General features: G+C 47.8%; 20 protein-coding genes. 2 read left to right on the forward strand and 18 right to left on the reverse strand.

What is annotated here, in order from left to right; translation table 11 throughout:
• Positions 1-19: 19 nt before the first annotated feature.
• The 17 genes from SPICA_RS11365 to SPICA_RS11445 form a co-directional block, all read right to left on the reverse strand.
• Positions 20-1,096: an SPFH domain-containing protein gene (locus SPICA_RS11365; RefSeq protein WP_013969636.1), complete on the reverse strand. Its 1,077-nt coding sequence runs from the start codon at positions 1,094-1,096 to the stop codon at positions 20-22.
• A gap of 2 nt (positions 1,097-1,098) precedes the next feature.
• Positions 1,099-1,500 (reverse strand): GntR family transcriptional regulator, encoded by a 402-nt coding sequence (locus SPICA_RS11370; protein ID WP_013969637.1) that lies wholly within the window; start codon positions 1,498-1,500, stop codon positions 1,099-1,101.
• A 154-nt stretch (positions 1,501-1,654) separates the two neighbouring features.
• Positions 1,655-3,475, reverse strand: coding sequence for an L-fucose isomerase (locus SPICA_RS11375; protein ID WP_013969638.1), 1,821 nt, complete (start codon positions 3,473-3,475; stop codon positions 1,655-1,657).
• 57 nt (positions 3,476-3,532) lie between these two features.
• A complete protein-coding gene (locus tag SPICA_RS11380) occupies positions 3,533-4,588 on the reverse strand; it encodes a LacI family DNA-binding transcriptional regulator (RefSeq protein ID WP_013969639.1) in 1,056 nt (351 codons plus the stop codon).
• The gene (locus SPICA_RS11385) at positions 4,588-5,568 is read right to left on the reverse strand and encodes an AEC family transporter (protein ID WP_013969640.1); all 981 of its coding nucleotides are present in this window, start codon (positions 5,566-5,568) and stop codon (positions 4,588-4,590) included. Before SPICA_RS11385 ends, SPICA_RS11380 begins: the two co-directional genes overlap by 1 nt.
• 32 nt (positions 5,569-5,600) lie before the next feature.
• On the reverse strand, positions 5,601-6,038 hold the full coding sequence (fucU, locus tag SPICA_RS11390; protein WP_013969641.1) for an L-fucose mutarotase: 438 nt from the start codon (positions 6,036-6,038) through the stop codon (positions 5,601-5,603).
• Positions 6,039-6,111: 73 nt separating this feature from the next.
• Positions 6,112-6,495, reverse strand: a complete 384-nt coding sequence (locus SPICA_RS11395; RefSeq protein ID WP_041396232.1) for an adenylate/guanylate cyclase domain-containing protein — start codon at positions 6,493-6,495, stop codon at positions 6,112-6,114.
• Positions 6,496-6,602: 107 nt separating this feature from the next.
• On the reverse strand, positions 6,603-7,865 hold the full coding sequence (locus tag SPICA_RS11400; protein ID WP_013969642.1) for a zinc-binding dehydrogenase: 1,263 nt from the start codon (positions 7,863-7,865) through the stop codon (positions 6,603-6,605).
• The gene (pfkB, locus tag SPICA_RS11405) at positions 7,862-8,830 is read right to left on the reverse strand and encodes a 1-phosphofructokinase (protein ID WP_013969643.1); all 969 of its coding nucleotides are present in this window, start codon (positions 8,828-8,830) and stop codon (positions 7,862-7,864) included. The genes SPICA_RS11400 and pfkB overlap by 4 nt, the downstream gene beginning before the upstream one ends.
• The gene (locus tag SPICA_RS11410; protein WP_013969644.1) at positions 8,823-9,092 is read right to left on the reverse strand and encodes an HPr family phosphocarrier protein; all 270 of its coding nucleotides are present in this window, start codon (positions 9,090-9,092) and stop codon (positions 8,823-8,825) included. The genes pfkB and SPICA_RS11410 overlap by 8 nt, the downstream gene beginning before the upstream one ends.
• Positions 9,089-10,807, reverse strand: coding sequence for a phosphoenolpyruvate--protein phosphotransferase (gene ptsP / locus SPICA_RS11415; RefSeq protein WP_013969645.1), 1,719 nt, complete (start codon positions 10,805-10,807; stop codon positions 9,089-9,091). Before ptsP ends, SPICA_RS11410 begins: the two co-directional genes overlap by 4 nt.
• The gene (locus tag SPICA_RS11420) at positions 10,807-11,250 is read right to left on the reverse strand and encodes a PTS mannitol transporter subunit IIA (protein WP_013969646.1); all 444 of its coding nucleotides are present in this window, start codon (positions 11,248-11,250) and stop codon (positions 10,807-10,809) included. The genes ptsP and SPICA_RS11420 overlap by 1 nt, the downstream gene beginning before the upstream one ends.
• Before the next feature lie 61 nt (positions 11,251-11,311).
• Entirely contained in the window at positions 11,312-13,369 is a 2,058-nt protein-coding gene (locus SPICA_RS11425; protein WP_013969647.1) for a BglG family transcription antiterminator, read from the reverse strand.
• 42 nt (positions 13,370-13,411) lie between these two features.
• Entirely contained in the window at positions 13,412-14,821 is a 1,410-nt protein-coding gene (locus SPICA_RS11430; protein WP_013969648.1) for a PTS mannitol transporter subunit IIBC, read from the reverse strand.
• A 97-nt stretch (positions 14,822-14,918) separates the two neighbouring features.
• On the reverse strand, positions 14,919-16,187 hold the full coding sequence (locus SPICA_RS11435) for a class I SAM-dependent methyltransferase (protein WP_169311880.1): 1,269 nt from the start codon (positions 16,185-16,187) through the stop codon (positions 14,919-14,921).
• A 1-nt stretch (position 16,188) separates the two neighbouring features.
• Positions 16,189-16,941, reverse strand: coding sequence for a phosphatase (locus SPICA_RS11440; protein WP_013969650.1), 753 nt, complete (start codon positions 16,939-16,941; stop codon positions 16,189-16,191).
• Between the two features lie 31 nt (positions 16,942-16,972).
• Positions 16,973-18,379, reverse strand: coding sequence for an MATE family efflux transporter (locus SPICA_RS11445; protein WP_013969651.1), 1,407 nt, complete (start codon positions 18,377-18,379; stop codon positions 16,973-16,975).
• Between the two features lie 196 nt (positions 18,380-18,575).
• Between SPICA_RS11445 and SPICA_RS11450 the strand changes: the two genes are divergently transcribed.
• Positions 18,576-19,547: a carbohydrate kinase family protein gene (locus SPICA_RS11450; RefSeq protein ID WP_013969652.1), complete on the forward strand. Its 972-nt coding sequence runs from the start codon at positions 18,576-18,578 to the stop codon at positions 19,545-19,547.
• A gap of 35 nt (positions 19,548-19,582) precedes the next feature.
• On the forward strand, positions 19,583-20,203 hold the full coding sequence (locus SPICA_RS11455; protein ID WP_013969653.1) for a carbonic anhydrase: 621 nt from the start codon (positions 19,583-19,585) through the stop codon (positions 20,201-20,203).
• 59 nt (positions 20,204-20,262) lie between these two features.
• Here SPICA_RS11455 and SPICA_RS14980 read toward each other — a convergent pair whose 3' ends face one another.
• Positions 20,263-21,399, reverse strand: a complete 1,137-nt coding sequence (locus SPICA_RS14980; RefSeq protein WP_013969654.1) for an LA_2272 family surface repeat-containing protein — start codon at positions 21,397-21,399, stop codon at positions 20,263-20,265.
• Positions 21,400-21,440: the final 41 nt, after the last annotated feature.

Genomic DNA, 21,440 nt, shown 5'->3' on the forward strand with positions numbered 1-21,440 from the left:
TGGCCTCCTTTTCATTGCTTTATTTCTTTTGTTGTTTCAATTCCTGCAATGCCTCTAGTCCAAATACATCCTTAACTTTTAATTCTTCTGTAATAGAGTTGGGGACTAACATCATCGAATTACCAGCCTTAAGGCCTTCATTTAATATTGATAAGTTTTTAAGCTTTAACGCGGTTTCATTGTTTATATAGATTTCAGCCGCTTCTTTAAATCGATTAGCGATATCAATCTCCGCTTCTGCCAGTAGTATACGACCTTTCTTTTCTCGTTCAGCCTGGGCAAGCCGGCTTAATGAACTCTGTAATTCCTGTGGGATTTGGATATCCGTAATTTCGATATGTTGAACAGTGATACCCCAATCAGTTGTTTTTATATCTACTTCTTTTCGAATTTGGTGTTCAATTTCATCACCTAGCTCAAGGAATGTGGTGAGATCATGCTTACTAATTGCGTTTCGCAAAGCAGTTTTTGCTGATAAAACTACAGCTTCTTCATAATTCTGAACCTCGCATATTGCTTTTTCTGCATCCCATACAAGCCAAAAGCAAAGAGCATCCACTGTGACTGTTACAGAATCTCTCGTAAGTGTTGTTTCAGCAGAGAAATCGGTAACCCTAATCCGTAAATCTACTGTTTCAGCAATCTTATCAGCAATTGGAAATAATATAAAAACACCAGGTCCTTTAACTTGATGAAATTTACCAAAACGCAAAATGATAGCCCGCTCCCATTCATCCATTTTTTGAATACTAGGAGCAACCAATGCACCAAAGGCAGCATAAAGAATATAAATTTGTGGATTATTTACATACCAAATTATAATAAGGATACTCATGATAATAAGAACTTTTACAGCCACTTGCCATCGAGGAAACAAGGTCATAACCAGTGTTGTCACAATGGGAGCTGCAATGAGTGCTAATGCATCGAGACCTCTAAATTGAATATTAGTTGTATATCGGAAAACTGCTGTTACAAGCAGCAACATGAGTAAAACCCCGATACCAATCACATGTAAGGAGAAATCTCTCTGTGAATTTTCCTTATGTACATTTTTAATATAGGGCTGCTGTTGATCCTTTTTATGAAACCACATTGTTATTCCTCCTTAAATTGCTGTATTAATTCGATTAGATCCTGTTTTGTTCGAATTCCCAAGGCTTCCATCTCTTTAAAAAACCTCCCAATACATTCTTCTATTCTTTTTTGCCGTTCAGTCTCTTTTAAATCCACTTCTTTATCAGAAATATAGGTACCACTACCAACTTGGGTAATGACCAAACCACGAAGCTCTAATTCACTATAAGCCTTTGCAATTGTATTCGGATTAATTTTTAATTCTATTGCCAGAGATCTAATCGTCGGCAGTCGATCTCCAGGAACTAAATGTTTTGCAAGTATTGCCCGTTCTACTTGCTGGATAATTTGTCGATAAAAGGGAACTCCACTCACGGGATCAAGAGAAAATGTTATTTTGCTACGTATACTTGTACTATACATTTAGTGCTATTGTATTATTGTAATAGTACAATTGTCAAGTAAAAACATACAAAAAATAACACAAAGGACCCCTAAAGCTATTCTTTAGAGGTCCTAATTGAATGTACGTATAAGCTATAATAGATTTTTAAAATTAACTTTCTAAAAGCAACCTTTATGCATTTCCATATAGAGGCCCAAGGATCTGACATGCCCGGTAATCGGAACCTTCACTGTCCATACCAAAGGCACTCCAATAACTGGGGCGGTACACCCTACTGATGTCCACATTGTGCATACAGACAGGGATCCGCAGGATGGAAGCCAGGGTAATCAGGTCAGCCCCAATGTGACCGTAGCTGATTGCCCCATGGTTCGCGCCCCAGGCAGCCATAACCGAGTAGACATCCTTAAAGGGACCATTGCCTGTAAGCCGCGGAACAAACCAGGTAGTTGGCCAGGTTTCATTGGTCCGCTTATCAAGCTTATTATGGACATCCTCCGGCAAGGTGGCGGTGACCCCTTCGGCTATTTGCAGTACCGGCCCAAGGCCCTTTACCAGATTGATGCGACTCATGGTCACCGGCATTCCGCCTTCGGTTAAGAAATCCGATGAGTAGCCGCCGCCCCGGAAGTAGCCCAGGTCTGCATAACGCCAGAGGGTGGCATCCAGGCAAGCCCCAGCCTCTTCGGGGGTAATTTCCCAGAAGGGTTTCATGGCAGGCTTGCCATCCCTGCGCTGTTTGCCGGTCCCATCCATGGTCGTAGCCCCTGAGTTTATCAGGTGGATGAACCCCTGGGCCGCGACGCCCTCAGGTTTCCATCCCGTAACTCGCTGGACCGCTTCGGGACTCCAATAGGTCCGCACATCGGAGAATATCTGGGCTGTTCCGGTAAGGAGATGCCCGAAGAGCATAGCCGCTCCGTTCAGGGAGTCATTTTCCGTTGCTACCAGATAGGGACTGCGGATTCCGTTCCAATCAAAGGATGAATTTAAAATAGTTTCAAGGAAGTCCCCATTGGGGAAATGGTCTGTCCAATGCCGCTGTCCCTGGAAGCCAGCCAAAAGAGCATTATGTCCCAGGGCTTCTTCATAGAGGCCTTTCCGTTTCAGGTCAGAATTTCCAACCATCAGATCCCGAACAATCATGGCCATTTTTACACTGGTAGACCAGACCTCATCTTTTTTTTTGCGGTTGTGCTGTTTTTCCGGCGGATTGATATCCGGTCCTTCCTTGCAGTTTTCCCGAACCCATTCCAGAGCCCGTTTATATTCGGCTTCGCTGTAAATCTTTTCCTCAAAACGCCGGACCAGTTCGCTCATATCGACATACTCGGTCCGCATCCCCAGATAGTCCTGGAAAAAGTCCGGATTTACAATGGAGCCAGCGATGCCCATGGAAACGGAACCGATGGAAAGGTAGCTCTTTCCCCGCATCCAGGCGGCGGCAATACCTGCACGGGCAAAACGGAGGATTTTTTCTTCCACATCGGCGGGTATTTTATCCGTATCCTGCAGATCCTGCACATCGTGGCCATAGATGCCAAAGGCAGGCAGACCCTTCTGGTTATGGGCTGCCAATACTGCCGCCAGGTACACCGCCCCTGGCCGGTCGGTGCCATTAAAGCCCCACACGGCTTTAATGGTCAGGGGGTCCATATCCATGGTTTCAGAGCCGTAGCACCAGCAGGGAGTAACGGTTAGGGTTACCGACACATTTTCCCGTCTGAATTTGTCCGCGCAGGCCGCGGCTTCTGCTACCCCCCCAATAGTGGTGTCCGCAATCACACACTGTACGGGCATGCCATTGGGATGTCGCAGTTTCGACTGAATCAAGGCCGCTGCAGCCTTGGCCATTCCCATGGTCACCTCTTCCAGGGATTCCCGCACGCCGCCAAGCCGGCCATCGATTGTGGGACGTATACCGATTTTGGGAAGTTCCCCCCGATACCGTTGCTCCGGTGGATTCATTTTTAAACTGGCTATATCTGCCATACCGACACCTCCTTTCAAGGCAATTTTGATGTTTGGATACCCCTAAAACGAAAAGTTTTAGAAGATCCTATGAGAGTTCACCGGCAATATGGTAACCGGCAGACGGACAATTTCCGGTTCTATTGGATGCACCGTTCCGGTGGAAGGGATCCTTTTTACTTCATCAATTTGTATGAGAATCCGTTCAGCCGCCAGCCGTCCCAAACCAGCTATATCCTGAGCTGCTATATATTTACAGAAAGGCAAGAAGGCCGAATAAGCTGTTTGATCAAAAGCAGCAACTGCGAAGGAAGGTAAAGGATAACCCTGTTTAATGTCTTCCAAAAGGCGCCGCTGCATTCCCAGATGCACCAAAAGGTTCACCGCCACCAGGGCTTCCGGAGGATTCCGGCTTTGCAGTAGTTCATCCATCCGCTGATACCCGTCGCTTACCCCCATACCCCCTAATCGGATCAGGTCGCCCTCCACAGAAAGCCCCGCCTCAGCCATAGCCCGGCCATAACCGGCAAGCCGTTCCCGGGCAGTCGAAATGCTGATATCTCCCCCGACAAAAGCAATCCGGGAATATCCATCCTGGATTAAGGCCCGAGTAAGGGCCGCCGATCCTGTTTCATTTTCCGAGAGCACCGCACCAAGGGAACAGCCTTCCACAAGCCGATCCACCAGCAGGATGGGCATACCCTGACAGGCTAAGTGCTGCAGGTGGTCTCCCTGGGATCCTGCCGGAATGACGATGATCCCATCCACCAGACGTTCCGCAAAAAGGGAAATCCGCTTTTGTTCTTCCTCCACCGAATTGGAAGAAGAAGCAACAAGAAGGGTATATCCTGCCTGTTCAAGGATGCAGTCCATAGCTTCGGTGAGTTCCATAAAAAAATCGTTAGACAGTTCCGGAGCAATCACCGCTACGGTCTTGGTGGATTTTGTTTTTAGACTCCGGGCTACATGGTTTATCGTAAAATGCAACTCTTCTGCAGCAGTAAGAACTTTCTGACGGGTTTCCGCCGTTACCAGATGGGAAAGGTCCGGATCAAAGCAACGGGAAACCGTGGCTGTAGAAACCCCTGCCAGGGCCGCTACATCCCGGACCGTGGCATGTTGCCTGCGGCTCACTAAAGCACCCCTGAAAGCAACCCTGCGTTATTCCCCCATATAAGGGCAATTATAAAGGCAAGCAAAAGAGCCACCAGGGTGTGCAAGGAGAGGACGGTGCTAATAAAAGCTCCATCCTCATTATTTGTTTTAAAAACCGGAATGATAAAGGGCGGCGGCAGTATGAAGAGGGTCATCAACGCTAAGGCTTGCAGGGGACCATAACCAAGACGGGGCAGTATCAGGAGGGTTATCCCTAAACCGACCAGGATAACCGCAACCAGCCGGCTTATAATAAGCAGTACACTTTTGCCCAGGTTCTGCAACGAAAGATCCTTAAGCCCAAAGCCTACTACAAGAGATACCAGGGGAGTGGTCATTGAGCCTATGGTACTAAACAGCGGATATAAAAATCCCCTATCCCCCCAGGGAAGATTTTGAGCCTGAGGAACAAAGGTTGATGAAATGAGGCCTGAAATAATGGCTATCATGACCGGAGATTTGAGCATACCAAGAACTATTGTTCCTAAAGACTGCCGGCCCCGCTGGTGAGGCTTTATATGTTCCGTCTGCAGCTGAAACATCAGGATGGTGAACACATAGAGAACCTGTCCAAGATCGGCTGATGCAAAAGCTGGAAGGGCTTGCGTTCCATACAGGGTTGTAAAAAGGGCATAGCCCAGCATTCCTGCCTCGAAACCTTGGAATAGAAAGACCGTAGTTTGCCTTGGCAGTGAAAAAAGCTTTGCAGGGATAATGGCAGCAAATCCCAGTAAACCACAGGAAACAAATACGGACAATGCTAATATCCCAAGCCGGCCATTTATGGAGATACGAGAAAAGGCGAGAAAAAGCAAAGCCGGCAGACTGATAGAAGACACAATCCGTTTAAGTCCCTCTATCATTGAAAAAGTGATATACTCTCGCTTCCCTAAAACAGCTCCCAGCAGGACAAGCACTATAATTGGTAAAAATTGAGATAACAGGCCCAGTTCATCCATGTAATCGTTTACACCTTATCACTATTGAGTGGTCATCGAGATACTGGAATAACACCTTTTTTTAGAATGATATTCCCGTATTTTACGGTTTCACCGGTCATAACCACCGCGAAGGCCTTTTTTGCCCTTTCATAAAAAGCAAATCGCTCCATCCGTTCAGTAGGAGGAGTTCCAGGCCAGCGACGGTCGATAACCTCCCGGTAAGAACGTTCAACTGAAAGATCAAGTTCGTCCCCAGGAACTGGTTGCATCATAACAACCGGATGTTCCACATAGGAATCCAGATTGATCAACGCAAGTATGCCATCCAACAGGTCGGGAATCCTCAATCCATCAGCCCGTATCACCCTTGAATTAAGGGAATCACCAGTAAAAAAAGCATCGGCCAGCACTATTTCGTCACCATGTCCCATCCGGAAGAGAGTATCCAATAGATCAGGGCCAATTACCGGGGAAATACCAATAAGCATAACTACCTCCTGTATGATAGTATCATCAGCCTGAAATAAGGAATTGTCAAGCAAAAATGTAATCGATTACATTTTATGTACAAGTCTGGTATATGAAAACAGACACTTCAGGGGCGGATATGGTAGACATCGTAGGTTCCATCCAGACCTTTAAAGGCATGGGTGGATCGAAACACCCTGAATACCGGCTGCCATAGTAACCATAGTTCCAAGTTAAATAATACTCACGCAGAGCCTGCTGGGCTTCGATTGCGACTTGAATGGTATGGCGGGAGTCGATTAAAAAGCCCATGACCGCATCCCCAATGGTTTTGACCGGAAGGCCATTATATTTTTCAATGTATTTAAAAAGTATCCTAAAATGTTCCCGTACAAGACCAACGGCTTTGGCATCCCCTAAATCGGAATACAATCTGGTTGAACCTTTTATATCGATAAACAGGATGGTACTGATCATCAATTCCAGACTCTAATCCTGAGGAAGGGTCTCACTTCCAAATATCTCCCGGTACAGGGGATGTTGCAGTACATCCAGCTCTACAAGAATAAGATCTTAATTTACCTTTATATTGCAGGCCAGTGTTCCAGCAGGTACTGTTCCGCTTCTGCATTCCAGAGCCCTTGGTACTTATCGCAGAGCACAGCTAAGCGTGCATACCGTGCATCTGTTTCCTCCAGCTGTTTAAAATCGGTAATCGCAGTCATCGGCATAGAGATCCCTGTATAGACAAGTTTTTTCCCCGCAGGCTTATCCGGCAGATGCAGGGTTGCCTCAGCGGCACTGTCCAGGCCTCCCACATGGGTAACCATAACCGCCGGGTTAATACGTCCCTGTTCCGAGAGACTCAGGGCTTCCCGCATATCATCTGTGTTGCCGCCAGTGGTCCCTACAATATGGGTTGCACCATAATGGATATTATAAAAATTCACTTTGGCACTGAACTGGGAATCCACAGGGCCGGCAAAGAAATTAAGACATCCGTCTTTACCCAGAATTGCGTCCCCCTGCTCTACGACAGGCGCTACCGGGGCAAACACAAAGACATCATCATAACCAGTACCCTCATTCAGCTCGATAAGCCGAGCCACCGGATCAGAGATCGTGGCGGTATTGATGAACACCAGGTCCACACCCCGCTTTTTCTGCTCCGCTGGGGGAAATAAAGAGGCAGCCCGGGCCAAACGGCCATCATCAATATCGGTAACCACCAGACGACGGGGTCGGTGTTCTAACTGTAGGGCATAACTGATGGCTCCTAGCCCCATCGGCCCGGCTCCGGCAAGAATGGCCATGGTCCCTCCGGGCAGGGTACCCATCTTGTGTTCATAACTACCCATGGTGGTATGATAACTTGCATGGAAAGCTCCGATAATGCAGGACATGGGTTCTGCCAGGGATGCCATAAAAAAAGCATCTCCCTTATACTCTAAGAGACAATCCAGTTCCATGACTTCATGGGGCATAATAGCATAGGTCGCCGCTCCACCACAGTACCGGTAGGAATAACCAGGTGAAGCCATGCTACCCTTATAATTCAGCGCAGGCTGTAGGGCAAATTTTGCCCCAACCTTATAGCGATGGGCCCATTTAGCACCAACCTTTTCAATAATTCCTGCAGTTTCATGACCTACAATGATTGGTTCTTGTGCTATATTTTTAGGCACCCGTTTATGGTCACTTCCAAGTTTTGCAGCCTTATAGGTGGACATACAGATAGAATCAGTAATAATTTTTACCAGTATTTCATCATCCTGAATCTCAGGAAGTTCAAATTCTTCCAGACGTAAATCCATTTTGCCATAGAGGCGCACCGCCTTCGTTTTCATAGTTCCTCCTCAATTTCATGAACCTGTACTTGTTGAGTATAATAATGCAGGGCTTCTCTTGTAGGGACCGCAGTACCTTCCGTAGTAACCGCTGCGGTTCCTGCTCCAACTGCGTTGCGGATCATGTTGTGCAAGGGATCCTCCCGCTGCAAACACAGGGCCAGCGCAGCCACCATAGCATCCCCTGCTCCTACAGTACTTTTAGGTTGTACCGGGATGCCTTCGGCAAATAGGACGGCCTTCTCATGTACTAAGAGGGCCCCTTGGGAACCCAGGGAAACAACTATTAGTTCCACTCCTTGTGCCAGCAAGGCCCGGCATGCATAAGCCATTTCACCAAGCCGAGGTTTGTCTTCCTTACGGAAAGAACGGCCGAATAACCGCTCTAATTCATCAATATTGGGCTTAACAAGGGTTGGCCCAACTTCCAAACCTAAACGGAGCGATTCTCCATCTGCATCCAGTATGGTTCGAGCTCCCAGGGATCGGGCCTTTAGGATCAGCCTTCGATACATATCTGGAGGGGTGCCTCTTCCAATACTGCCGGAAAAGACAAATATGGTTTCTGGACTAGCTTCAGAAAACAGGATAGCTTCCAATGCAGTTAAGGCCTTTTCCGATATGAGCGGCCCCTGATCATTGATATCCGTATGGGTGTGGTTAAGCGGATCGACAATTTTCATATTCGTCCTTGTTTCTCCCGGCACAGATACAAAGCGGTGTTCAATCCCACGTTCATCCAAATAGGTCTTAATAAAATTGCCTGCTGTACCTGCGATAACACCAAAAGCAGTACTTGTCCCCCCAAAGCCGTGTATCGATTTTGATACGTTAATTCCCTTACCCCCTGCATCGAGTCTTGAGGTACTGATACGATTTACCTGGTTTAAGGCAAAACCTTCTATTTCGACGGTCCGATCCACTGCAGGGTTTAAGGTAAGGGTACGAATCTTGCGATTATTCATGATGAATAGCCTCAAAGAAAGCGCCGAGGACTTCCTGGGCTTTATCTTCTTCATCTCCTGATATTTCCAGGGTTACCTGTTCCTGATATTTCACACCCAGGGTAAGCATGTGCAGAAGACTTTTGCCATTAATCACCTTGTCCCCTTTAATAACCGTAACTTGACAATCAGGAAACTGTTCGTTTGCAGTATCCACAAAGAGGCGGGCAGGCCGGGTATGGAACCCCGTAGGATTTATAATGGTATAGGTTTTACGATTCATGATAAAACTCCTTTCATATAGGTATAAATTGCTTCAGAACTTTCCATTGTGCTTGCCTGCGAAGCCCATTGGGCTGCCTCATGTAAGGTGATATGAGCTAAACGGGATCGAATCTTAGGAATTGATGCAGAACCCATACTAAGTTCAGTAATACCCAGCCCGATAAAGAGGGGAAAGAGTTCCGGATCTCCTGCGAGTTCTCCACATACACCGATCCAGATGCCATGAGCTCGTGCAGCTTTCGCGGCCAGCTCTATAAGCTGTAAAACCGCAGGAGTTAAACCCTGATGCAGGTACGTCAGGGACCGGTTCATACGATCAGCGGCCATGGTGTATTGGGTTAAATCATTGGTACCTACGCTGAAGAAATCAACCTCTTGGGCAAAATGATTTGCCAGGAGAGCCGCGGAGGGAATTTCTATCATTATACCCAATTCCCAGGAATCGGAAATGGATATGCCACTTTGTTGTAAATATGTAGTTTCTTCTGCAATGATCTTTTTAGCCGCCCTTAACTCTTCAAGGGTTGCGATCATAGGAAGTAAAATTCTGAGCTTTCCAAAGCTACTGGCTCTGAGCAGAGCCCGGATCTGGGTCCGAAAGAGCGTTTCTTTCTGTAGGCAAAGCCGGATTGCCCGAACTCCAAGGAATGGATTTGCTTCTTGTTCAAGCTCTATATAGGGAATCTGCTTATCTCCCCCTACATCGAGAGTCCGGATGACTACTGGTTTGCCCTTCATCCGCTGTAAAACAAATTTATAAACCTCGAACTGCTCATCTTCAGATGGCATGGATGGCCGGTCCATAAACATGAATTCGGTTCTGAAAAGTCCTATGCCATCGGCCCCATTGGTCAGCACCCCATCCAAATCTTGTAAGCTACCGATATTGGCGGCGATTTCTATCGGTACACCATCTCTGGTTACCGAAGGCTTCCCTGCATAATGACGAATCAGTGACTGTTCTTCGATATAGGCACTGCGTTTCTGTTCATATTCTGAAAGGATATCCGCATGAGGATTGATAATCACTGTGCCGGTTATTCCATCTACAATAATAGAGCTCCCTTCATGAAGGTCTGGCAGGGGGCCTAATCCAACAACCGCAGGAATTCCTAACGAACGGGCCAGAATACTTGAATGAGACAGTGCACTGCCTCCTTCAGTAATAAAGGCAAGCACCATAGCTCGATCCAATGAGGCAGTTTCAGAAGGGGTCAGATCTTTCGCTGCAACAATCGAAGGTTGCTGTAAATGCAGGGTTCCTAGCTCATCACCCTGGATATTTTGAACAAGACGATGCACAATATCCTCTATATCATTGATACGCCCCATAAAGAGTTCATCCTGCACCTGGCGTAAAAGTTCAATAAACAGGTCCCCCGTTTCTTTTACAGCCATGACTGCGCTTTTGTGTTCATCAGAAATTTTTTTTCTAATCTCCGCCAAAAACTCAGGATCCCGTAAAATCGAAAGATGACTCGCAAATATTTCTGCTTTTTCGGTACCTAATTCTGCTTGTGTCTTATCCCGTAAGAATGTAACCTGTTCTTTGGCCTGTTCCAAAGCTTTTGTAAAATGTTGCCACTCCACTTCCGGACTATTCGCACAGAGCTCTGGGCTCTGTTGTTGTGTAGTTTTGGTTGGTTCGATGAAATAAACTGGCCCTATGGCCACTCCCGGGGAAGCAGGAATCCCCTGCAAGGTAACAGTCATTATTGTTTCTCCATTGTCCTGATTACATCCATTATTTCTTTAGTACTCTGGGCTTTTAGCATCTTATTTAGTTTAGCATCGTCGATGCAAATCTGAGCAATGTTGGTAAGAAGGTCGATATGTTCATTTCCTTGAGCGGCCACAGCAATAAGCAATTTTGCTATCCGGCCCTTGCCAAAATCGACACCTCCAGGAACCTGAATAATCGCTAATCCAGTCTTTTTCACCAGGGGTTTAGCAGCTTCGGTTCCATGGGGCACCGCCACACCATTCCCAACATAGGTCGTTGAGATACTGTCCCGCTGGACCATTGCATCAACATATCCCGGTTCTATATACCCCGTCTTTAACAGCAGTTCCCCGCACGCACGGATTGCTTCATCCTTACTGGTAAAACAAGCATTCAATCTAATGTTGTTTTCTGAAAGCATCGCTTCATACATACTCTGATCCTCCTTAGCCCAAATTGAGTAATTGGGCACCTCAAAAAAATCGGTTGGATTTTTAAAAGCGCTTATAAAAACTCCTGATATGTTGTTCTGTTTCCTGTTCCAGATACTCAAGTATAGTAGTATCCAAAAGTGAAACACTTATTTCATTTAGAAGGGACAGATCCCGGTCATTCAGGTTCTGTGGTGCAAGCATCAACAGTATTGTTCTCGGGGCAGATGACCACTGCACAGCATCCACAACTAGGGGTTCTCTAAGTCGATGAATGGTAAAACAGGGCCTGGTGACGGCTGTACTGCGGGCATGTAAAAACAAAGAGCGGTTATCGGGCAATAAAATCCCATGATCGGTTGATCGCTGGGCCAGTGCTGCAAAAGCCGCTTCCTCATCGTTTATACAACCCAGACCCTTGCATGCATATATAAGTTGTTGTAAAACTTCATTCCAATCCTTCCCATAGGAACAGGATGTAAATACGAAAATATGATCAAAAATAGTTTCTTTCGGTAGATGAACGGTATCAGCCTGACAAGATGCAGGAATGGGTGTCACAACTGGAGCTGTTCGAGAATGTTCCGGATGCTCCCTCTGTTTGATCTTATCCTTTGCGTTCAAGTAGTTTCTGATCAGCTTTACGCCCTCATCAGATAAGAGGGGTTCCACTAATACATAGCTCCCTTGCGGGATTGGTAATGGGATGGTTGAAATAAGAATATCCCACCCTTCTAAAGACATGGTTTGAATATCAAACCATGATACATTCACAATAAGCTCAATCTCCGGGATCTTCTCCCGCAACCGGCTTGCGAGCATATTGGCACTGCCGATACCTGCAGAACACACAACCAGGGCTCGATATCGTCTGCGCTCCTGGGTTCTACGCGAGAGGGCCGCACCGAAATGGAGTACCAGGTAACCTACCTCATCATCAGGCACCCTGAGGCTGGGGAACAATTCATGCACAATATGAGACAATATTTCAAATAACGACCCATATTCCTCTTTGATACGATGCAAGAGGGGGTTTTTAATTGGTAGGTTATGTTGTAAGCGATACAGGGCGGGCACCCAATGGGCCAATAATCCATCACGCAGGATCCGATCTTCACTGAGTCCCTGCCCTAATGTTTCTTCACATTTCTGAATGAGGAGAGTGATTTCCGGAAGCACCTGCAGATTATCCGCAAGGAGTGTTTTGCCAAGCCGCTCCTGATGAGCGCCCCGAAGAAACCGTTCTATCGCTTCCTGTTCTGCATCATCAACAGGGATCGAAAAGTGGGAAAACATTGCAGTCAGGGCTGCCCGTGCAATACGGCAGACCTCTTCATCGCTCACCTGCTTCAGTTCTTGCGTCACAACAGGAAGCATATAGCCAGATTTGCGTCGTACAGCCGCCACAGCAAGTACCAAGAGGAGTTGCAAATAATCCTGTGGAGCCATATCGGGCAATAATTCCCGGGAAAGCCCCGAAAGAACATGTTCCGCATACCGAATATACTGCAGGGGGATAATTCTCAGAGCCAATAGTTCTGCTTCTTCCAGACAGAGACGGGAAAGTGCTGCCTCAGAACGAAGCAGAGCAAGGAGGCCACTCTCACCAAACAGATCCCATAACAGCATCACCAGCGCTTCCCGTTTCCGGTTTTCACTGCCCTCGAGTCGGAGTCCCATTCCCTTCCGCAGGGTCAACTGAAAACCATACAGGGAAAACCAGGATTGCAGGGTATCCAGATCCCGCCGTATGACTTGGATTGAACTATACAGCTCTTCTGCAAGAGCCGAGAGCTTTATCGCCTCATTCGATTCCAGAAGCAAGAGACACAGCATTCGCTGTCGTTCTTCCGGGCTTGTATCGCTTGGCACCGATTCCTGTAAGTCATTCCGGCACCGGGTTATACCCTCAGCATCACCTGCAAGTTTAAGTCCTAGCCCAGGCCGTGCCTGAAGTCGTATACCATAATCCCGCTCAAGATTTCTGGACAAGCTCACCAGTTCACGATGCACCGTACGGATACTCACCTTAATCTTCTGGGCAATATGGGCTAGGGTAACCTCACTCGGTTCATCGATGAGAATCTGAAGAATATTCCGTTGTCTCAAAGTCAGATTCATCGCAATCTCCACCCTAAACCCATACCGATTAATACTACCCGCTTATGCCTTTAACTTCTCTACAAGCACATCATATTCTGGACTCTTTAAAAAGTCATCGATGGAAATATGAACAGCACCTGGCAATATTGAACGGGCCCGTTCTGTCAAAGCTTCATGGGTAATGACGATATCCGCATCTTGAGGCAGATCGTTAATTGCACAATTGGTCACAGTTATCTGTAGACCTGCTTTCTGAATCTTGGAACGAAGTATCGATGCACCCATAGCACTGGAACCCATACCTGCATCACAGGCGAAGACGATCTTTTTTACGCCCTTTTTCTGAGGAATAACATCTACCTTGAGCTTGGAGCCCTTGAAGGCAGCAGTCTGGGCCGCAGCCTGTTCCAAACCATCCTCAGCTTCATTCTGTTTACCAAACTTCAGGAGCAGATAGGCTACTGCAAAGGATGCTGCAGATGAAAGCAGAACCCCTGTCAGCATCGGGAACAGTCCCCCCTTGGGAGTCATAGCCAGATAGGCAAAAATGGAACCAGGCGAAGGAGTAGCGACAAGGCCAGCCCCCAGTACCGAGAATGTAAAGGTACCGGTCATACCACCTGCAATTGCTGCAAGTATGAGTTTGGGATTCATTAAAATATAGGGGAAGTAAATTTCATGAATGCCGCCCAGGAAATGAATAATAATTGCACCGGGGGCAGATTCTTTAGCCATCCCCTTGCCAACAAGCCAATAGGCGACGAGGATTCCAAGTCCAGGACCAGGGTTGGATTCCAGCATAAAGATGATGGATTTACCCGCCTCAGTTGCCTGCTGAACACCGATGGGAGCAAGAACACCATGATTAATTGCATTGTTCAGGAAGAGTACTTTACCAGGTTCAATAAAAATATTTGCTAGGGGAAGCAGGTTCATAGAAACAATGGACCGAACACCAGCAGCTAAAACATTTGAGATAAACATAACCGCCGGAGCAATAACTACATAGGCGATAAGGGCAAGAATGGTACCCAAAATACCCATGGAGAAATTGTTCACCAGCATCTCAAAGCCTACAGGTATCTTACCTTCGAAGAAGGCATCTACCTTTTTTAAGCACCATGCGGCGATAGGACCTACAATCATTGCACCAAGGAACATGGGTATACTCGAACCAACAATGATACCCATAACCGCCGCAGCACCAATTACACCACCGCGAACATCATAGACCATTTTTCCGCCGGTGTATCCAATTAAGAGGGGCAGGAGATAGGTAATCATGGGGCCTACGAGCTTTGCAAAAGATTCATTAGGTAGCCAGCCTGTCGGAATAAACAATGCAGTAATAAGTCCCCAGGTAATAAAAGCCCCGATGTTTGGCATCACCATGCCGCTTAAAAACCGCCCGGTCCGCTGGATATGCATGCGGGCACCGGATTGATTCGCTTTTTGTACAGAATCACTCATATTCTGAACCTCCAATACTGGCAGTATATCCGTCTTCTGTACAGCAGAAATGACAACTTAATGATGTTACGGCAGGAATATTGTTGACAAATTACATTTAGTCTTTAAGCAAGCCTGCACGGGCCAGTTCCAGTTCCAGGTAGGTAGGGCCCACGCCCCAGAGGTCAAGAAATTCCCGGTAGGCCCGGTATCCGGAGTCTTTTATATTGATGAACAGCTCCCGCCTGTCCGCACCTTCCCGGTAAGCCCGGATAAGCACATTTTTCGGGGTATGTTCCATGGTGATAAACTCGACCATTTCCACCGCATATCCAAAAGCCCGGAGCATGAGAGCCCGGGAAGCATCGGTAACGAGGGTTGCCTGCTTATCCCTGGTTACCCCGTAGCGAATGATCGGGTCCATAGCGGGCGCTTTAAGTTGATGAAAGAACTCATGCTGACAGCAGGGTACGGCTAAAATGACCGGGCACCCCCATTGGAGGCCCTTAACCAGGGCCGCATCGGTGGCTATATCACAGGCATGGAGGCTGATAATCATGTCAGGCCGGCGAGCAGAAGCCGGCGAGCCTTCATCAATCTGAAAATTGGCGATATCCCCGACTTCGAAATGGAGCCGGTCGTAGCCGAGACGCCGGGCGGTATCATTGCAAAAGGCAACCACATCATCCTTTAGGTCCAGGCCGGTGACCTGAAATTGGCTGTACCCCCGGTCTATCAGGTAGTGATAGAGCGCAAAGGTAAGATAGGCCTTGCCACTGCCAAAATCTACTATATACAAAGGCTTATCTTTGGGGAAATGCCGGAGCGCGTCCTCTGCAAATTCCAGGTATTTATTGATCTGCCGAAATTTATCGTACCGTTTCTGAGAAACCCGGCCGTTGGTATCCATGACGCCAAGCTCGACTAAGAACGGAATTGCCTCTCCTTCCGAAAGGAGATAAGCCTTCTGGCGGTTATGAGAAAGGGAAGACCTGGACTTGGTGGGGGGCTTTTCCGCAATCTGACAAAGGCCGGCGGCGGTCCAATGGAATTGATAATCGGCGCGGCTTGTAAAAATGGTACCCTCTGCAAAGTTCCGAAGACCTTCTGCGAGGGGCGGTGCATCTGAAGCAAGGGGGTACTGTTGATGAAAGGTCTTGGGGCCGAATTGGAACTCTGCCTGCAGTTGTATGCCGCCTTTAAGGGCGACGGGCCTAAGTTTTAATTTTTGGCACCCCTCAGCCTGACGGATAAAAAGGCTGTCTTCTGCAGGGGCATAAGCATCCCGGAGCCGGGAGAACACGGCGTACACCAGGGTTTCTGCCACATCAAGGGAATCGAGGAAACTCTGCAGTTGTTCGGGACGGAGCGAAATCTTGGCTGTCATATTAAGCATGGACCTGGCTGGCCTCGATATAGGCGGCATGCCGGGCGGCTCTTCGGGTAGAGGAAAAGGCTTCGAAGCGCTCGAGGCTGCTGTTCAGCACCAGGTTTTCAGGAGCCTTCACTTCGGCGAGCAAGGCTTGCACTTCATCGAAACGGCCCACATCTTCCCAGTAATGGGCATCGCTGCCGCAGACCATGGGACAGCCCAGTTCTATACAGAGTTGTGCAATCCTGAGGCAATTGGGATGGCTGCCCTTGCGGATCCGGAAGGAGCTGTCGTTAATTTCCAGGGCTTTCCCATAATCCCGGGCTGTGGCCACCACCCGTTCCATATCGATGGGGAAGGCGGGGTTCCCGGGGTGGGAAATGGCATCTACCCAGGGACTGCGCAGGGCATTCACCAGGGCTTCCGTGTTTTCCTCTTGGCCGTGATCTTCAAAACAGATTTCGTGAAAACCCGCCATAACAAAATCGAGCCTGGCGAGAATATAGGGTTCCAGGTCAATCTCACCGGCGGTATTCATAATATTGGCCTCGATGCCGGTGAAAAACCGCACCCCCTGTATGGTCTTAGGCAGTACACGCAGGTTTCCGAAATGATAGGGATGGGTAGTCCCGGGCATAGCCGGACCATGATCAGTTAATACAAAGGCTTTGAGTCCCCGTCGTTGAGCCCCCCGGGCAAGATCATCGACGGTAGAAAAGGCATGGCCAGAGGCCACCGAATGGGTATGGGAATCAATATGTATGTTCATAGAGATGTACCTTATAGCATAATCATTTGTTCTACACAATTGCCTTGGTCATCCAACGTTTGCTCTTCCAGCGGAACAGCATGATGATACCCCGTATTGTTTCGTCGGTGCCCACAGCAAGCCAGATGCCAACCATGCCAAGCCCGAAGTGGAGCCCCAAAAGCCATGCACCCAAAACCCCAAGCCCCCACATCGATACGATACCCACCATAACGGGAAACTGAACATCCCCTGCCCCCTTCAAAGCCGGTATGGTAATCAGGTTAATAGACCGGCCCGTTTCCACATAAAAGGAAACAAAGAGCATATTGTAGGTAACTACAGCTATTTCCTTGACGTGGGTAAAAATACCAATGAGAGGCCGCTTGAATATATTAAGAAGGAGCACAAGGCTTACCGAGATGAGGGTTCCCGCAATCTGGTAGAGGTACACCCGCTTATAGGCCGCTTCAGGCTGTTTCGCCCCGACAAAATAACCGGTTTTTATCTGAGCTCCGTTACCAATGGACATGGCAGCAACAAACACAAAACGAACCAGCGTCTGGGCATAGACCTGAGCAGACATGGCATAGGTCCCCAGGGTAGTCACCATAGCCATAATGACAATCTGGCCTACGTTATAGGAGAGGGCTTCACCCGCAGAGGGAACACCGATTTCCAGAATCTTTCTATAAATTGATGCAGGAACAGTACGCCAGCCTTCTGACCGGAAAACAATATTTTGATGTTTCTTAATCCTGTAGCGGGTCATGATGACCGCCGCAATCTGGGAAACTACCGACGACACAGCAACCCCGGCAACCCCGGTTACCGGCAATCCAAACCATCCGTAGAGGGCCAGTGCATTTCCTACAACATTAATCAGATTCGCAATAATCGAAATATACATGGCATCCCGGGTATAACCATAAGTCCGGAGCACCGTTCCCTGAAACATGTTAAAGGCAATAAAAGCCGAACCAAAACCACCAAAGATAGTAAAATACTGCCACGCATAGGTTCGAACCTTTGGTTCCAGAGGATACAGAGAAAGCAGGGGCCAGGACCCCGCAAGAACCAGAACCGTAACCAAGAGGGCCAGCATCAGTACCATAACCGCACCAGCTTGGGCGATCAGCCCCGATTCCTCCTTCCGCTCCGCACCCAGATACTGGGCCAGTACAATACCCGATCCGGTACACACGATGGTAAACAGGAGTTGGATAAAAAACATGTATTGGGACACCATACCAACGCCCGCTACAGCCTCTTGGGCATAGGAACTGAGCATGAAGGTATCGATGGATGATACCAGCATTCTGAAAAGGGATTCGAGAAATATGGGCAGTACCAGTACTGGTAACCCCACCGACCCAGGGTTAATTGATTTTTGAGCTTTCATTATTGCATTACTCCAGCGGAACAGCTCTCCGATGAGCATAATGTCCAGCGGAGCCATACTACTCAATTTTTAATCTTTGGTATAGATGGATGAAATTTTCCAAATATTATTCTGTATAAAACATATAGAGACATATTGCCCGTCGTATACCCGTCGTATACATAAGTACCCTCAGTTATACAATCTAATTACTTTTGTCATCTTTAACTTGCGCAACATGCATACTCAAGGTAGTATAACTGTGGAGGTTTTTATGATTATATGCTGCGGTGAAGCCCTTATCGATATGGTTCCCTATACAACGTCCGATGACATTGATACCTATCGTCCCCTGCCTGGTGGCAGTCCCTATAACACTGCTATTGCCATAGGCCGGCTGGGCGCTCCGGTCAGTTTTATGGGCCGCCTTTCATCCGACTTTTTTGGAACCATGCTCGTAGATCGGCTTCGAGCAAACAACGTAGAGACCAATCTCATCGTCCGGTCAACTCAAAACAGCACCCTGGCTTTCGTAAAAATAGAAGCAGGGAAAGAACCCCAATACGCCTTTTACACCGAAGGAACCGCTGACCGGTCATTCTCGGTAGAAGATCTGCCAAAAACCTTACCACAGGACCTGCATGGAATTCTTTTTGGGTCCATATCGATGACCATGGAGCCCGTGGCGAGCACCATAGAAACCTTTATACAATCCCAGAGCAGGCGGAATGATGCCTCTGCACCGGTCATCTCGCTGGATCCTAACGTCCGTCCTGTAATGATCCATGATCGGGCTCGGTATGTGCAACGTCTTGAATCATGGATAGCCTCTGCCACCATCGTTAAAATTTCCGGCGCCGATTTGGAATATGTCTACCCATCCCTGTCGCGGGAAGCGGCGCTTGAAAAGGTTCTATCCTTAGGTCCCACCCTGGTGGTGACCACCCTCGGCGCCGATGGTGCCCTCGCCATCGGCCGCCGTAGTGACGGCAGCCGCTTCAGTGCCACCGCACCAGTAGTTCCGGTTAAAGTTGCCGACACCATCGGCGCCGGCGACACCTTTCACGGAGCCTTATTATCATGGCTGGAACTCAAGGGCAAACTGAACCGGCTCGCCCTGTCAAAGATTTCAGAAGCAGACCTGCATGAAGCCCTCTTTTTTGCGAATAAGGCAGCTTCTTTGGTCTGTACTAAACATGGCGCAGAGCCTCCCACCATGGCAGAAATGGAAGCGTTGCAGACCTAAGGCATCCTAATCAATTTTATAGAGGAAAACGTTGGATGGAATATCTTTTTGATGGAGTTCGAGAGTTTAATCAAAAGGATTATCGGGAATACAAAAACCTCTTTCAGGGACTCAGTCGCAGACAACAACCGCATACTCTTTTTATCGGCTGTTCCGATTCTCGGGTGGTTCCTAACCTGATAACTAAAACATTACCTGGAGAGCTATTCGTCATTCGTAATATCGCAAATATTGTTCCCTTTTACCGGGAATCTGAAGAATTCCTTGCCACCACAGCCGCAATTGAATATGCTGTCCAGGTTCTTAAGGTTGATAACATTCTCATTTGCGGCCATTCAAATTGCGGGGGATGTAAAGCCCTGTATATGGATGAACATCAAACCCAGGAGATTCCCCACACTAAAAAATGGCTTGAACTTGCAGGGCGGGTAAAGCAAAAAATACTATCAGAACCGGTTCTTGATGAACTGGAACGGGAATGGAAAACAGAACAGCTGAATGTGGTGGAACAGATGAATCATCTTATCACCTACCCCTACATCAAGGAGAAATATCGGAATAAGGAGATCAACATCCTCGGGTGGTATTATCACATCGAAACCGGGGATGTCTTTAATTATAACCCTGAGGAAAAACGTTTTGTAAAAATTACTTGAAACAAGCGCTTCTCCCACAACCCAATCAGGGTTTTGGGGAGCCTTTACACCATACACAACTACAAAGTAACCTTAGCGCCTACAAACCACTGGGACCAGGCAGTAAAGGGAATACCAAACCAGGTGGCCGATAGTGTATCCTGGGTCTTCATAAACTCTGGAACTGTTCCGCCCTCTTCCAGTTGAACCAGGGTTTTAATACCTCCTGTCAGGTGAAGGGACCGGCTCAAAGGAAGTCCGAGGCTGAGACGGGCTGTGGGATAGGGTTTAATTAAGGAAATAAAAGCATCTTTATCACAATCTACTCCCGCCTGATACAGGGCTTCAATATCCTTCCCAAGGTGTTGCTCTGCGGACACATCAATATCAATATAGGGACCTCCCAGCCGTACCCTGGTACCGAGGCCTGCACTCACCATGAGGTTGTCATTTCGGACAAACCAGTCAGTCCGCGGAGCTCCTGCACCTAGTACCAAATAGATGAAGGGACTTCCGGCCTGCCAATAGGCAAAGGCCGTGTCCGTAGCGGGCATATATACAAAGCTCAGACTGTCCACTCCATTCCGGGATATATTGATGAGCCCGATCTGTAGGCCCCGTAACTCATCGGTGATATTCACGAGGCCAATCTGCATCCCATCCACCGATTCAGCCACATTGAATACTTCCGCAATCTGTATACCCTTAACGGTTTTGGCAATATTAAAAACCCCTGCGGCCTGCACCGATCCCGTAACATCCTCTGCAATATTAAACACCCCTGCCAGCTGAGCTCCCCGAACGGGACCGCCGGCTATATTAAACACCCCGGCCCCTTGAAAACCAAAACCCTGGTTATAGATATTAAAAACCCCAGCCCCGGCAAAGCCATAGGAGGCTTCGAAGGTTGCTCCAATTAAAGCAAAGGAAGCAGAGGTGCGATAATACCCAAAAGGACTAGATACCCCTGGCGCAAACGAAAGCAGTACCGGTGTATAGGGAACTTCAGAGTCTTCGTAAGATTCTGTAGCTTCCCTTACCTGAGACGGAAACTCCGCATCTGCTCTGTTTGTATCCCGTTCCCTGTTCAGTTTTTCCTGGTATTGCTCCCGAGCTTTCTGCAGAACAGTCTCATCATCTTCCTGGGCAGCCAGGGGACCAGCAAAAAACGAAAAACCCATTAGTAATGCGACGAGTGAACCAACAATACGTTTCATTTCGCTCTCCTCTCCATTCGATGAACCAACACAAGAGTCCG

Source organism: Gracilinema caldarium DSM 7334, assembly GCF_000219725.1.
In the GTDB taxonomy this organism is placed as follows: domain Bacteria; phylum Spirochaetota; class Spirochaetia; order Treponematales; family Breznakiellaceae; genus Gracilinema; species Gracilinema caldarium.